Origin of the sequence: Streptomyces sp. NPDC048436 (assembly GCF_043200355.1) — a bacterium.
GTDB lineage: Bacteria > Actinomycetota > Actinomycetes > Streptomycetales > Streptomycetaceae > Streptomyces.
Genome location: NZ_JBICXP010000003.1, coordinates 284,964 through 298,808 on the forward strand (window position 1 = coordinate 284,964; position 13,845 = coordinate 298,808).

The following is a 13,845-nucleotide window of genomic DNA, read 5'->3' on the forward strand; positions in this document are numbered from 1 at the left end:
AGTGAACACCTGCAGCCCGTCCGCGCGCCGCACCTCGGTCATCGGCCTCGCCCTCGCGGCCTGCCTCGGCACGGCTGCGGCGACTCCCACGGGCACGGCCGCGGCGGTGGGTGCCGGGCCGAAACCCGGGTCCGAGGCCGGGCCCGGGCTCGACCGCTACTACGACCAGCACTTGCTCTGGGGCAGCTGCGCCGAGAAGCCGGATGACACCATGGGCCGCGACCTGGACAAGGCAGGCGTGCAGTGCGCGGACGTCGTCGTGCCGCTCGACTACACGGCCCCCGGGGGCCGTACGATCACCGTCGCGATATCCCGGCTCAAGGCCACCGACACCCGCCACCGCATCGGCTCGATCCTCCTCAACAACGGCGGCCCCGGCGGCACCGCCCTTCAGTCGCCGCCCGAATTCCATACGTGGGTGAAGAAGGCGGGACCGCGTTACGACATCGTCGGCTTCGACCCGCGCTTCGTCGGCCGCAGCACCCCGCTGGACTGCGGCTGGCCCGTCGGCACCAACCTCTTCTCGGCCGGTCTCGGCCGGTCGGGTTTCGAGCGCCAAGTCGCCCTCCAGAAAGACCTGGCCGCCAAGTGCCGGGCCACCAACGCCGCCGTGCTGCCGCATGTCAGCACGCGCAACACGGCCCGCGACATGGACGTCATCCGCGGGGCGCTGGGCGAGAAGCGGATCTCGTACTTCGGCTACTCGTACGGCACTTACCTGGGCACGGTCTACACCCAGATGTTCCCCGGCAGCACCGACCGCATGGTCCTGGACGGCGCCATCGACCCGCGCAAGTTCGGCCCCCGGCTGCTCCAGGAAGCCGTCGGCGAGAACGAGCGGGCGCTCGCCGACTGGGCCACCTGGGCCGCCGCCCGCGACGAGACCTACGGCCTCGGCCGCACCCGCGCCCAGGTGCTCGCCACCGTCGACCGGATCATCAGGGCGTCCGCGCGCGCCCCGCTCACGGTCGGCACCGCGCCAGAGACGTTCCAACTGGACGACACCCAGGTCCCGTTCATTCTGCTCTCCGGGGTCGACAGCGACACCGACGTCTCCCGGGCGACGCTCGGCGAGCAGGTGTCGGTCCTGAACAAGGCCGCGGCCGGGCAGCCGGCCAAGCTGTCACCGTCCTTCGCCGGGCTGCTGCGGTTCGCGATGACCGGCGAGCAGTCGCGCACGGGCAGCGTGCAGTCCGCGATCATCTGCGGGGACCGGGCGGCCCCGCGCAACCCCGAGACCTACTGGCGGGACATCGAGCGCAGCCGTGCCGCGTACCCGCGCTTCGGCGCGCTGACCAAGAACATCGGCCCGTGCGCGTTCTGGGACCGCCCCCGAGAGGAACCCACCCAGGTGAAGCACGACGCCAATCCACTGATCGTCTCGGCCACCGGCGACCCCCGCACACCCCACAAGGGAGCCGTAGCCCTGCACGACCTGCTGCCGAGCTCCAAACTGCTCACCCTCAAGGGCGCCAACCGGCACGCGATCTATGGCCTCTACGAGAACGACTGCGTCGACAGCGAGGTCAACCACTACCTGTCCACGGGCAAGCTGCCTGCCGATGACCGGGTGTGCTCCAAGTAGGCCGGCGTGACGTAGCGCTCTGAAAGGCAGGCGGCTACAGCCAGTCCCGCCGCTTGAAAATAACGTACAAACTGGCGCAAACAATACCCATCAGGCCGATCGCGAACGGATAGCCGAACGCCCAGTGCAGCTCCGGCATTTCGTCGAAGTTCATTCCGTAGATCGTGCCTACGAGTGTGGGGGCGAACAGGATCGCCGCCCATGACGAGATTTTCTTGATCTCCTCGTTCTGCTCGAACCCCGCCTCCGCCAACGCCCGCATCTCCGCGTTCTGCTGCTGTGTGACCAGCGTCGAGTTGACCGTGAGGATGTCCGCGAGGGCCTGGCGGAAGCCGTCGACTCGTTCGCTGGTGTGCGTGACGTGGTCGGCCACGTCACGCAGGTAGCGCTGGAGTTCCTCGTCCGTGCGGTACTTCGCGAAGCCCGCCATCAGGGCGTGCAGCATCGCCACCAGGGGGCGCGTCGCTCGCTGGAACTCCACCATTTCCCGGGAGAGTTCGTAGATGCGGCGGGAGACCGCCGGGTCGCCGCTGAAGACCTCGGTCTCGATCTCGTCGATGTCGTTCTGGACGCCCGCCACGACCGGGGCGTACCCGTCGACCACCGCGTCCAGGATCGCGTACAGCACCGCCTCCGGGCCGAGCTTGAGAAGCTCCGGGCTCTCCTCCATGCGGCGGCGTACGGCGGTCAGGTCCGGGGCGGCTCCGTGGCGCACCGTGATGACGAAGTCGGGTCCCACGAACACGTGCAGTTCGCCGAAGTCGACTTCCTCCTGGGCGTCCAGATAGCGGGCCGCGCGCAGGACGACGAAGAGGGTTTCTCCGTAGCGTTCGAGCTTCGGGCGCTGATGCGCCTCCATCGCGTCCTCGACCGCGAGCTCGTGCAGGTCGAACTCGGCGGCCAGCGTGAGCAGTTCTGCCTCCGTGGGCCTTGCGAGGCCGATCCACGCCATCCCGTCCCGCTGCTTGCGCAGCTCGCGGAAGGTGTCGGCGAGGGAGGCGGGCGCCGCCACGCGGACACCGTCACGGTAGAGCGCCGCCTGGACCACGCTGGCCGCTTCCGCCGGTGCGGGGGAGGGGGATGCGGGCGTCTCCCCGGCCCCGGACTTCCCGGGGCTCCCTGATTTCCCGTTCCCCACGGACGGAGCCGCGTCGGTCTGGGGAGTGCGCCACCAGCCCTGCCTCTTCGTGCTCGGTACGGGCCGGGTCCGGCGCTCCGCCATGCTGGCTGCCTCCGAGTGATGAGTGTTCAGTGGTACGTGTTCAGTGGTACGTGTTCAGTGGTACGTGTTTAGTGGTGCGTCGAACTCTTGTCTTTGAGGTCTTCGAGGTATCCGAGGTCCTCGAACTCTTTCGGCAGGATATACGTCCCAAAAGTCGCGACCGTGGCGACATCTCTGCCCCCTTGCGGACAGTACGTGTCCGCAAGCCCCGCTAGCGTGCTGAGCATGACGAAATCGACGGGTACGGCCACCCGAAGCGCCCCCATCCCCACCCTCAGCCGACGCGCCCTCAACCGCGCCACCCTCGATCGTCAACTCCTCCTGCGTCGCTCGGCCGGCCTCTCCGCCGAAGGTGCCGTCGCCCACCTCCTCGGGCTGCAGGCGCAGAACGTGAAGCCGCCCTATTTCGCCCTCGCCGCACGGCTCGAAGGGTTCGACCCGCAAGACCTGTCCGGGCCCCTTGCCTCGCGTGACCTCGTACGCATGGTCACCATGCGCTCCACCATCCATCTGCACACCGCCGACGACGCCCTCTCCCTGCGCCCGCTGGTGCAGGGTGCCCGCGACCGTGAGCTGCATGCCTTCCGCAAGGGTCTGGTCGGCGTCGATCTGGGGGAGCTCTCCTCGCTCGCCCGTGCCGCCGTCGAGGAAGAACCCCGCACGATGAAGCAGCTCCGGGAGATCCTCCTGCCCCGCTGGCCCGACGCCGACCCGCAGTCGCTCGCCGTCGCCGCCCGTTGCTCGTTGCCGCTGGTCCAGGTCACCCCGCGTGGCCTGTGGCGGCGCAGCGGTCAGGTCGCGCTCACCACCGTCGATCACTGGCTCGGCCGCCCGAGCGAGCCGGTGCCCGCGCCCGACGCCACCGTTCTGCGCTACCTCGCCGCCTTCGGGCCCGCATCCGTCAAGGACATGCAGATCTGGGCGGGCCTGACACGGCTGAGGGAGGCCTTCGAGCGGCTGCGGCCCCAACTGCGTACGTTCCGTGACGAGAACGGCGTCGAGCTCTTCGACCTCCCCGACGCGCCCCGCCCCGACGCGGACACCCCGGCCCCGGCGCGCCTCCTGCCCGAGTTCGACAACCTCCTCCTCTCGCACGCCGACCGCAGCCGTGTCGTGCCGCCGGAGTACAAGGGCCGGACCTGGAAGGGGAACTTCGCCTACAGCGTCTTTCTGGTCGATGGCTTTCTGGCAGGCGTCTGGCGGCTCGAAGAGCCGACGGGAACACGGGCTGCCGGGGCCGGTGCGGGCAAGGACTCCGCCGTCCTCACCATCGAGCCTTTCTCCACCCTGACCAGCGCCCAGCGCCAGGAGCTGACAGAGGAGGCCGAGCGGCTGCTGAAGGGGCCGCTGAGCGAGGCCGCCACGTATGACATCCGCTTCGGCACCGTCATCGAGCGCTGAACGGCTAAAACGGCCTCAGTCCGCTCGCCCCGTCGCCGCCACCGTCACGCCGAGCCCGATCATCGCCACGCCCCCGGCCCCGCCGATCAGCGAAAGCCGGCGGTCCGAGCGTGCGAACCAGGAGCGGGCCGCGGATGCCGTCAGCCCCCAGAGAGTGTCCGTGACCAGGCCGATGCTGATCGGGACGAGCCCGAGCAGCAGCATCTGCGCGGGCAGATGGCCCGCCGAGTGGTCGACGAACTGGGGGAGTACCGCCGCGAAGAAGACGATGCCCTTCGGATTCGTCACGCCGACGAGCGCGCCGTCCAGGACGGTGCGCAGATCGGTGCGTGCCTCGCCCCCTTTGGGTGCCTTGGATGCCTTGGATGCCTTGGATACCTGCGACCCCTGGGAACCCTGCGACTCTTGGGATGTCTGGGAGGCCTGGGACGTCGCCCCCAGGGAATCCGCCCGCATCTCCTTGCGGTGCCGGAAGGCCTGGATGCCCAGGAAGACCAGATACGCGGCTCCCGCCAGCTTCACCGCCATGAACACCGCGGCCGAGCGTTCGACCAGCGAGCCGACGCCGACCGCGACCGCGAGGACCAGTACATACGACCCGAAGACGTTGCCCAGCGCCGTCGCCACGGCCGTGCGTCTGCCGTGTGCCAGGGCCCGGCCTATGACGAACAGGACGCTCGGCCCCGGGATCACGATCACCAGCAGCGACATCGCCGCGAAGGCGAGCAAACGGTCCGTGGACACCATGTCCGGCACTTCCTCACACAGAGACGACGTACGCGATTCTCGCAGGGGCAAGGAACACCGTCATCAGGCAGCAGCCCCGCCCGCCGCGCCGCCACCACCGCCTCCATCGCCGCCAGTCTCGTATGCGCCCCCAACTTCCGTATGACGGCCCGCACCCGGTCGGCCCGTGATAGGTGATCATGCACAGGCAGGCGAGGCCTCGGTCGTGAGGCCAGGGTGCGAGAAGGGTGGCTGGTGACAGATGACGGACAAGAGCGTGACGGAGGAGTTCCGGGCCGTGAGGGACTTCCTGCTGCGGCATCGCGAGGACTACGAGACCGCGTACGAGGGGTTCAGCTGGCCTCGGTTCGAGAGGTTCAACTGGGCGTTGGACTGGTTCGACGCGATCGCCGAAGACAATGACCGTACGGCCCTGCACATCACCGAAGAGGGCGGCGGAGAACAGCGTTTCAGCTACGCCGAGTTGTCGGCACGCTCGGACCAGGTGGCCAACTGGCTCCGGGAGCAGGGCGTCGCGGCCGGCGACCGGATCCTGGTGATGCTCGGCAACCAAGTCGAACTGTGGGAGACCGCGCTCGCCGCGATGAAGCTGTGCGCGGTGATGATCCCGGCGACTCCGCTGCTCGGAACGGTTGACCTGCGGGACCGGATCGAGCGGGGCAGGGCGCGGCATGTGATCATCCGTGGCGAGGACGTCGAGAAGTTCGAGGGTGTGCCCGGCACGTACACAAAGATCGTGGTCGGGGGCTTCCCGAGCGAGGGCTGGCTGTCGTACGCGGACACGGCCTCAGCCCCGTACGACTTCGAGCCGGACGGTCCCACGGCGGCCGACGACCCGCTGATGCTCTACTTCACCTCGGGGACGACCTCCCAGCCCAAGCTGGTGGAGCACACCCATGTGTCGTACCCGGTCGGCCACTTGGCGACGATGTACTGGATCGGCCTCAAGCCCGGCGACGTACACCTCAATATTTCCTCGCCGGGCTGGGCCAAGCACGCCTGGTCGAACCTCTTCGCCCCGTGGAACGCCGAGGCGACGGTCTTCATCTACAACTACACGCGCTTCGACGCGGGCAGCCTGATGGCTCAGATGGACCGGGTGGGCGTCACCAGCTTCTGCGCACCTCCCACGGTGTGGCGAATGCTGATCCAGGCCGACCTGACCCAACTGCGTACGCCGCCGAGGGAGGTCGTGGCGGCCGGTGAGCCGCTGAACCCCGAGGTGATCGAGGCGGTGAACCGCGCCTGGGGCGTCACCATCCGGGACGGCTTCGGCCAGACAGAGACCGCGGTCCAGGTGTCCAACTCCCCGGGCCAGCGCCTGATCCCCGGCTCGATGGGCCGCCCGAGCCCCGGCTACCGGGTCACGCTCCTGGACCCGGTCACCGGTGAGCCGGGAGCAGCGGAGGGCGAGATCTGCCTGGACCTGGCGGCGAGGCCCGTCGGCCTGATGACCGGCTACCACGGCGACGCGGAGCGCACCGCCGAGGCGATGGCGGACGGCTACTACCGCACGGGTGACATCGGCTCGCTCGACGCGGATGGGTACCTCACCTATGTCGGCCGCAGTGATGACGTCTTCAAGTCCTCCGACTACAAGGTCTCGCCCTTCGAGCTGGAGAGTGCGCTGCTCGAACATGAGGCGGTGGTGGAGGCCGCGGTCGTGCCCGCGCCGGACGAGCTGCGGCTCGCCGTCCCCAAGGCGTACGTGGTGCTGGCGAAGGGCTGGGCGCCGGGCGAGGAAACGGCGGAGGCGATCTTCCAGTACACCCGATCAGTGCTGGCCCCCTACAAGCGCATCCGGCGCATCGAGTTCACGCAGGAGCTGCCGAAGACGATCTCGGGCAAGATCCGGCGGGTCGATCTGCGGGAGCGGACGGCGGAGGGGTCGGCGGATGAGTGGCTGGAGCGGCGGGGTTGAGGAATCGCGTTCGGGGCTTGCGCAGAAGGTCATCGCATACCGCTGATGTGGGGCAGGTCATGCGCCGTGCCCTGGAAGAGCTAGTACGCATGAGGCGCCAGGAAATTTTTTGACTTAACGTTGACCAACTGTCGACCTTTGACCGATGGTCACGGATAATGAAGCCATGCGAACCACTCAAAGGAAGGCCCAGGAAGTAGCTGACCGTGACCAGATGCTGGTCCACGTCGCCCTGGGCATGATTTGCACCGACGGCTTCCACAACCTGACGCTGGGGAAGCTGGCGCAGCAGGCGGGCTACTCCAAAGGCACCGTGTACAACCACTTCACCTGCCGCGAGGACCTCCTCATCGAGCTCTCGGCGGAGAGCGCCCGGCGTCAGCTGCGCTACTTCCAGGCGATCGCCGACCTCCCCTGGGACGGTGTGCGGTCGGTCTATGGCATGGCCCTCGCGTACATGGAGCACGCGGTGGTGGCCCCCGAGCTCTTCGAATGCAGCATCACGGCCCGCACGGACGCGGTCTGCCGCATCGCGTCCGAGCAGCGTCTCGCCCGCCGTGACCTGGTCGAATCGCAGATGTCGCAGGTGGTCGGCTACGCGGTGGAGCGCAGCCTCGCCGAGGGTGCCTTCCACAACGACGAGGTCGAGGCGAGCGTGGCCGTGGACGCCCTGCGCGCCTACATCCTGGGCTACGCGGCGATGCACCTCCTGTCGCGCCGCTTCCTCTGGGCCGGCGAGGAAGGTCTTGAGGGCCGCCTCAAGGTCATGACTTCCATGGTGGGCGGGCTCGGCTGGACCCGGCTCGGTATCCCGGAGCTGAAGAAGCTGCACCGGACGGTGACCGACATCGTGCACTCCGTCGCCGCCGAGTACGCACCGGATGACGGTCACTCTTCGTAAGGGAGGAGCCGGGGGGCGGCCTTGAGTGACTCTCCGGCAACGCATCGTTCACACTCCGTTCAGCCACAACGATCATGAACTAGTTGTCGAAAGTCGACCAGTGGTCATAAAGTGGTGTCCGCGCCCGGCCGGTCGGTCGGGCCGATGCGAATGGAGGGGCAATGCGCATCAACATCGCTCGCCGTGGCAGCGCGCTGTGGCAGGCCTGTACCGAACTCGCGCAGGATCGGTACGCACGGGACTACGGGGCACACATCGAACCGTCGCCGGACAGCTACATCGCGCTGTGCTCGGACGAAGGCATCGACGCCAACCCCCTGGCCTGCGCGGGTCTCACGTACGGCACGCACGGAACGGGCCGTGGGCTGCTCATCGAGAGCTACTTCGGCGACTCGGCTGCGGACGTCATATCCCGGCACACCGGCCTGGAGTGCGAGCCGTCCGGGCTGGTGGAGGTGGGGCCGCTGGCCTCCAGTGAGCCTGGGGCGGGGCTCGAACTGATCCGGATGGTGCCCGCGCTGTGCTGGTGCGGCGGCGCCGCGTTCCTGCTGTGCACCGTCACCAAGCCGCTGGCCCGCACGCTCGCCCGTATCGGCATCCAGTTCACGGGGGTGGACGAGGCCCGCGAATCGGCCCTGCCGACCGAGCAGCAGGGCCGGTGGGGGAGCTACTACGACACCGCGCCCGTCGCCGGGTACATCGACCTGCGCGCCTTCGACGCGGGCATCAACCGTGAGGCCGACACCGGCTACCACCTCGCCGTCCGGTGGGACCAGGTAGCCTCGCCCGCCATGCAGGGAGCGGGTTCCGCACAGTGAAGAGCGTTCACGAGGGCCTGTACGCGCCTGGGCATGAGAACAACGTTTTGATCGAGCGGCTCGCCACCGACGGGGAGGTGGCCGAGACCTACAGCTACGCGACCATGGCCGCTTGGAGTGCCCGCATCCGGCGCGGGCTCGCGGAGTTCGGCGCCACCGCCGGTACCCCGGTCGGTGTCGTGGCAGGCAACGGCCCGGAATGGGTCGCGGCCGACCTGGCGCTGCTGCTCGGCGGCCACGTCGAGGTGCCCGTACCGCTGGCGTTCTCCGGCGAGCAGGCCGGCTCGCTGCTGCGTGAGGTCAAGCTCTGCCTGGCCGACGAGGCCGGTGCCCGCAAGCTCGCCTCATGGGGCCTGTCGGAGACGGTCACCGTCATCCCCGTCTCCACGGCCGACGCGGTTGTGGCGTCCGAGGCGGACGCCGCGAACCTGCCCGAGCTGCCGGACGAGCGCCTCATCAAGGTCATCCACACTTCGGGTACCACCGGAGCGCCCAAGGGCGTGAAGATCCGCTCCCGAGCGCTCGACGCACTGCTCACGTCACTCGACTCCGTGTCACCCGACGGGGTTTACGCGCGCTACCTGTCGCTGGTGCCCTTCAGCCTCCTGATCGAGCAGGTCACCGCCGTGTACCTGCCGATCATCAACGGCGGCCGGGTGATCCTGCTGCCGGAGACCACCGCGCTGCTCGGCACCGCCGGGTCCCGCGCCGACGACGTCGTGACGTGGATGCGTGCCGCGCGGCCCACGGCAGCCGTGCTTCCGCCGGCCGCCGTGAGCGCACTCGACAAGTCGGTCAGGAACCAGGACCCACGGGTCGCCGAGCTGCTCGGCGACGGGCCGCGGCCGTTCTTGATGGCAGGCGGCGCGCCCGTCGACGTCGAGGCACAACTCCGCCTGGACGCCGCCGGGTTGCGCATCCACGAGGGCTACGGCCTGTCCGAGAACAGCTCGGTCGTCTCGTGGAACACCCCCGAGAACTGGCGCCCCGGCACCGTGGGCAAGCCGCTGCCGCACTGCCGGGTCCGGCTCTCGGCCGAGGGCGAGCTGCTGGTGAAGTCGACGTCCCTGTTCGCCGGTTACACCGTCGAGGACCCGACCAGCCGGCCCGTCGACGAGGACGGCTGGCTGCACACCGGGGACCGGGCGGAGATCGACGACGACGGCTACATCCGCATCCTGGGCCGTCTGAAGAACGTCATCATCACCAGCCACGGCCGCAACGTCTCACCCGAGTGGGTCGAAGGCAGCCTGCGCAGCTGCCCGTCGGTGGTGGACGCGGTCGTCTTCGGCGAGGGGCGAGAGCACCTCACCGCCGTGCTCGTCACCTTGGACGGCGACGACCCGGACGCGGTGCGCCGACAGGCCCGCGACCACGCCGAGCGGCACCTCGCCGAGACCGACCGGCCCGAGGATTTCGTCGTCGTACCGGACAGCCGCGACTTCCGCGACACGTACTTCACCGTCACCGGACGCCCGCGCCGCCCACTGATCTTCGACGATCTTGTGGCCGCTCCCGCTCCCGCGCCCAACGCCTGACACGTTCCGGCCGTGGGATCCCGCACTTCCCTCTTCACCTCATTCTTCTTTCGCACGGGGACAAAGACATGACTGTCATTCAGAACGCGAACACCATCCGGCTCACCTCCATCGGCGCCGGCGACGGCATGATGGTCACGCCGACCGGCCCGGACGCCGACTTCGCCGAGCTCTACCAGGCAGGCCTTGACAGCCTGCTCGCCGACGCCGGGCACCTGCTCATCCGCGGATTCGCCCCGAGCGTCGAGCAGTTCAACGAGCTGGTCAGCCGCTACAGCTCCCGCACCACCCTCGACCCGGCCCGCACCTTCCACGGCGACGCCGCCCAGAAGGTCGACTCGGGCCACGCGCCCATCGGGCTCCACCTGGAGAACGGCGCCACGCCCTTCGCCCCCGACCTCCTCTGGTTCCACTGCGTCAAGGCCGCCAAGTCCGGCTCCGAGACCACCGTGTGCGACGGGTTCCGGGTCTGGGACGCGCTGTCGGAGCGGGCCCGGAAGACCTTCGCCGAGCAGCCGGTGATGTACTCGCGCACCGTCCCGCAGGCCATGTGGCAGCGGCTCGCCGCACACCTCGCCGGTGGCGCGAAGGAGCCCGCCGAGATGACCGTGAGCGACCTCTACGACCTGGCGAACACCGACGTCGACGCGACCTTCACGCAGGAGGGCGACGGCAGCCTGACCTACACGTACACCGCCCACGCCGCCCACCGCACCCGCTGGTCCTCGCGTACCGCCTGGGCCAACAGCCTCCTTGGGCCCTCCTTCAACTACGAGGCCCCCGAGATCCGCTTCACCGACGGCTCCGCGATACCCGCCGACGTGGTCGCCGAGTACACGGAGATCGCCGAGAAGGTCACGGAGGAGATCGCGTGGGAGGACGGCGACATCGTCCTCATCGACAACACCCGCGTCATGCACGGACGCCGTGCGATCACCGACCCCGACCGCACCATCCTCAACGCCCAGTCCTACGCCAGGAGCTGACCCCCCATGAAGTACGGAATCGTCGTCCGCTACGAGTTCGACATCCGCTGGCTGCAGCTGAGCCGGGAGCAGCGGGGCGAGCAGGAGGCGGTGTTCCAGAAGGACATCGTCGGCCCCTTCACCGACCGGCTCTCGGTACGCCACTTCGACGCCGAGGCGTTCTCCACGGACTACTCGGACTTCCTGTTCATCGAGACCGACGACATCAAGGCCTACTACTACTTCATCGAGAAGCTGCGGGACAGCGAGTTCATCGCCCAGGGCTGGGTGCGGATCCGCGACATCTCGATCGGTCTTCAAGACGGCTACAAGGAGTACGAGAATGACGCGTCCTGACCAGTTCGACTCCATCGCGGATTCCGTGCGCGACGAGCTCGCCTCCGTCACCCGGCTCGCGCACATCAACACCTTCCACCCCAACGCCTTCGACTGGAACGAGGCGAACACCGCGGCGGAACGGGAGTTCGTCTCGGTCGTCGCCTACGGGGAGGCGGGGCACGAGGCCGAGTCGGTGGCCTACCTCACCAAGGAGCTGGCCCAGCTCGCCGAGATCGAACGGCACGTGAGCACGGTCATGGCCCTGGTCATGGGCGAGCTGCACGACCTGCGCGACCCCATCAACGTCGGGCACGAGCTGCACAACGCGCTGTCCTGCTTCGCGGCCGAGGAGATCCAGCACGCGAACACCTTCTACCGCTACGTGCGCGCCCTGTCCGGAGTCGAACCCCGCGTGAGCAAGGCCTTGTTCGACGAGCGGCTCGACGTGTTCCGCACGGACGATCACCCGTACGTGAAGCTGGTGGCACTGTGCTGCTCCGCGTACGTGGGGGAGTCGGTCATCACCGTCTTCGAGCACCGCACCGACGCACTGGACCCGGAGCGGGCCCGCTTCTTCACACGCCTCCTGCACACACATGGTCTGGACGAGGCCCGCCACGTGAAGATCGACCACGTGGCGATGAAGCTGATCTACCCGGCGCTCAGCGCGGAGCAGCAGCAGCGCGTACGCGAACTCCTGGAGCAGATCGAGGAGTTGAACCGCATGCTGGCGGCGACGTTCGAGGCGTCGACCCGGGAGCTGCTCGACATCGACTTCGTCACGGACAACCCCGCCGCCGCCGTGCAGCTGGAGATGACGAAGGCGTTCGGCGGCAAGGTCTTCGCCGCCGACGGCACGCTGCACACGGTCGATGAGATCCTCGACGCCGAACTCACCGAGCTCATCGTCGAGTTCTCCGGGGCGGAGCGGGTGCACGCGGCCCCCGCCGAACTGCCGGCGAAGCCGCTGACGGCCCTGGGGGTGCCGTCTTGACCTCGTCGACCGTCGGGGCCGACACCGCCGTATCCCGCGGCTCGGCCCCCGCCCGCCCGGCCATTGCCGGCGGGAACATCGCGGTCGCGGCGGCGGTGCTCGCCCTGCTGCTCGCCGCGATGGACGCCACCGTGATGGGAACCGTCCTGCCCAACGTCCTCGGTGACGTGGGCGGCGGCTCCGGCGGCGGCTACGCCTGGCTGGTATCCGGGTTCATGCTGGCGCAGGTCGCCGGCACCCCGCTGGCAGGCTGGGCCGCCGACCGGCTCGACGACCGGGTGCTCGCCATCGGCGCCACACTCGTCTTCCTGGCCGCGTCGGTGCTCGCCGGACTCGCCGGGAGCTTCGGCGTCCTGGTCGCCGCGCGAGTGCTGCACGGCCTGGCCGCGGGCGCGATCATCGTCTCCAGCTATGTGATCGTCGGCCGGGTCTTCGGGCCGGAGCGGCGCGCCAAGGCCCAGTCGATGCTGAGCATGGTCTGGGGCGTGGCCGCGGTCCTCGGACCCGTTGTGGGCGCGGCCGTCACCGAGGCGTGGGGGTGGCGTTGGGTGTTCTTCGTCAACGTGCCGCTGTGCGCGCTGGTCGTCGTCGCCATCGCCGTGGCACTGCCCGGACGTGGCGACGCCAAGGCGGGCCAGGGGCAGCGCTCCGGATTCCCGGCTGCTGAGTTCCTGCTGGTCACCGGCGGTTCGGCGCTGCTGCTCGTCGGACTGCAGGGCGGATCGCTGGGCCTCGGCGCGATCGGTGGCGCCGTCGCCGCGGTGGTCGGTCTGGTGGCGCTCGCCCTGCTGCGGCGCTTCGGTGGCGGCCTCGTACCGCGCCAGGTCCTCGCCCGCACGCCGTCCGCCGGCGCGGCTCTCGCCACGGTCGGCGCGTGCGTCGTGATGTACGCGACGGTCACGGTGCTGCCGGTCCGGCTCGCCGCGTCCGGCACGTCGACCACGGGGATCGCCGTGGTGGTCGGTCTGGCCGCGCTCGGCTGGGTGGCCGGCAGCGCCATCGCGGGCGGCGTCGTGGCCAAGCGCGGCTACCGGCCGCCGCTGGTCGTGGGATCGCTCGCCCTGACCGCCAGCGCCGTGCTCAGCGCGACCGGCGAAATCGCCTGGCTCGCGGGCATGCTGGCCGGGATCGGTACGGGCGCCGTCACCGCGACGACGCTCGCGCTCATCCAGGACCAGTCGCCGCCGGCGCAGCTGGGCGTCGCCACCTCGGCAGCCACGATGCTCCGCAACATCGGCTCCGCCGCGGGCGTGAACGGCATCGCGGCCCTGTCCGCTGCGCTCGCCACCGGCCCCGGGCACGGCCAGGACAACCGGGCCTTCTGGGTGCTCGCCGCGGTGGCCGTGCTGACGGTCCTCGTCCCGGCGGCTTCGGCGCCCCGCCGGCGTACGACCACCGGCTGAGGTACGAGGCC

The 13,845-nt window shown here is 69.3% G+C and carries 12 protein-coding genes and 1 pseudogene; 10 read left to right on the forward strand and 3 right to left on the reverse strand.

Features of this window, described 5'->3' with window-relative positions; translation table 11 throughout:
- Nucleotide 1 precedes the first annotated feature (1 nt).
- Nucleotides 2-1,585 (forward strand): alpha/beta hydrolase, encoded by a 1,584-nt coding sequence (locus ACGFX9_RS12250; RefSeq protein ID WP_393469010.1) that lies wholly within the window; start codon nucleotides 2-4, stop codon nucleotides 1,583-1,585.
- A 34-nt stretch (nucleotides 1,586-1,619) separates the two neighbouring features.
- Here ACGFX9_RS12250 and ACGFX9_RS12255 read toward each other — a convergent pair whose 3' ends face one another.
- Nucleotides 1,620-2,807 (reverse strand): magnesium and cobalt transport protein CorA, encoded by a 1,188-nt coding sequence (locus tag ACGFX9_RS12255; protein ID WP_393469013.1) that lies wholly within the window; start codon nucleotides 2,805-2,807, stop codon nucleotides 1,620-1,622.
- A 225-nt stretch (nucleotides 2,808-3,032) separates the two neighbouring features.
- Between ACGFX9_RS12255 and ACGFX9_RS12260 the strand changes: the two genes are divergently transcribed.
- Nucleotides 3,033-4,208: a winged helix DNA-binding domain-containing protein gene (locus ACGFX9_RS12260; RefSeq protein WP_393469016.1), complete on the forward strand. Its 1,176-nt coding sequence runs from the start codon at nucleotides 3,033-3,035 to the stop codon at nucleotides 4,206-4,208.
- 15 nt (nucleotides 4,209-4,223) lie between these two features.
- Here the strand turns inward: ACGFX9_RS12260 and ACGFX9_RS12265 are convergent, their stop codons facing one another.
- The gene (locus ACGFX9_RS12265) at nucleotides 4,224-4,955 is read right to left on the reverse strand and encodes a LysE family translocator (RefSeq protein WP_393469019.1); all 732 of its coding nucleotides are present in this window, start codon (nucleotides 4,953-4,955) and stop codon (nucleotides 4,224-4,226) included.
- Between the two features lie 65 nt (nucleotides 4,956-5,020).
- Nucleotides 5,021-5,110: pseudogene (locus tag ACGFX9_RS12270) on the reverse strand (helix-turn-helix transcriptional regulator); the annotation flags it as partial.
- 86 nt (nucleotides 5,111-5,196) lie between these two features.
- On the opposite strand from ACGFX9_RS12270, the gene ACGFX9_RS12275 reads away from it, so the two are divergent.
- From ACGFX9_RS12275 to ACGFX9_RS12310, 8 genes are all read left to right on the forward strand, one after another.
- On the forward strand, nucleotides 5,197-6,876 hold the full coding sequence (locus tag ACGFX9_RS12275; RefSeq protein WP_393469021.1) for an AMP-binding protein: 1,680 nt from the start codon (nucleotides 5,197-5,199) through the stop codon (nucleotides 6,874-6,876).
- 166 nt (nucleotides 6,877-7,042) lie between these two features.
- Nucleotides 7,043-7,777 (forward strand): TetR/AcrR family transcriptional regulator, encoded by a 735-nt coding sequence (locus ACGFX9_RS12280; protein WP_393469024.1) that lies wholly within the window; start codon nucleotides 7,043-7,045, stop codon nucleotides 7,775-7,777.
- A gap of 161 nt (nucleotides 7,778-7,938) precedes the next feature.
- Nucleotides 7,939-8,595 (forward strand): thermostable hemolysin, encoded by a 657-nt coding sequence (locus ACGFX9_RS12285; protein ID WP_393469027.1) that lies wholly within the window; start codon nucleotides 7,939-7,941, stop codon nucleotides 8,593-8,595.
- Complete coding sequence (locus tag ACGFX9_RS12290; protein WP_393469030.1) at nucleotides 8,592-10,133, forward strand: AMP-binding protein; 1,542 nt, start codon at nucleotides 8,592-8,594, stop codon at nucleotides 10,131-10,133. Before ACGFX9_RS12285 ends, ACGFX9_RS12290 begins: the two co-directional genes overlap by 4 nt.
- Nucleotides 10,134-10,201: 68 nt before the next feature.
- Nucleotides 10,202-11,119: a TauD/TfdA family dioxygenase gene (locus ACGFX9_RS12295; RefSeq protein WP_393469032.1), complete on the forward strand. Its 918-nt coding sequence runs from the start codon at nucleotides 10,202-10,204 to the stop codon at nucleotides 11,117-11,119.
- A gap of 6 nt (nucleotides 11,120-11,125) precedes the next feature.
- The gene (locus ACGFX9_RS12300; RefSeq protein ID WP_393469035.1) at nucleotides 11,126-11,455 is read left to right on the forward strand and encodes a darcynin family protein; all 330 of its coding nucleotides are present in this window, start codon (nucleotides 11,126-11,128) and stop codon (nucleotides 11,453-11,455) included.
- On the forward strand, nucleotides 11,442-12,431 hold the full coding sequence (locus tag ACGFX9_RS12305) for a hypothetical protein (RefSeq protein ID WP_393469038.1): 990 nt from the start codon (nucleotides 11,442-11,444) through the stop codon (nucleotides 12,429-12,431). The genes ACGFX9_RS12300 and ACGFX9_RS12305 overlap by 14 nt, the downstream gene beginning before the upstream one ends.
- Complete coding sequence (locus ACGFX9_RS12310) at nucleotides 12,428-13,834, forward strand: MFS transporter (protein ID WP_393469040.1); 1,407 nt, start codon at nucleotides 12,428-12,430, stop codon at nucleotides 13,832-13,834. Before ACGFX9_RS12305 ends, ACGFX9_RS12310 begins: the two co-directional genes overlap by 4 nt.
- Nucleotides 13,835-13,845 lie beyond the last annotated feature (11 nt).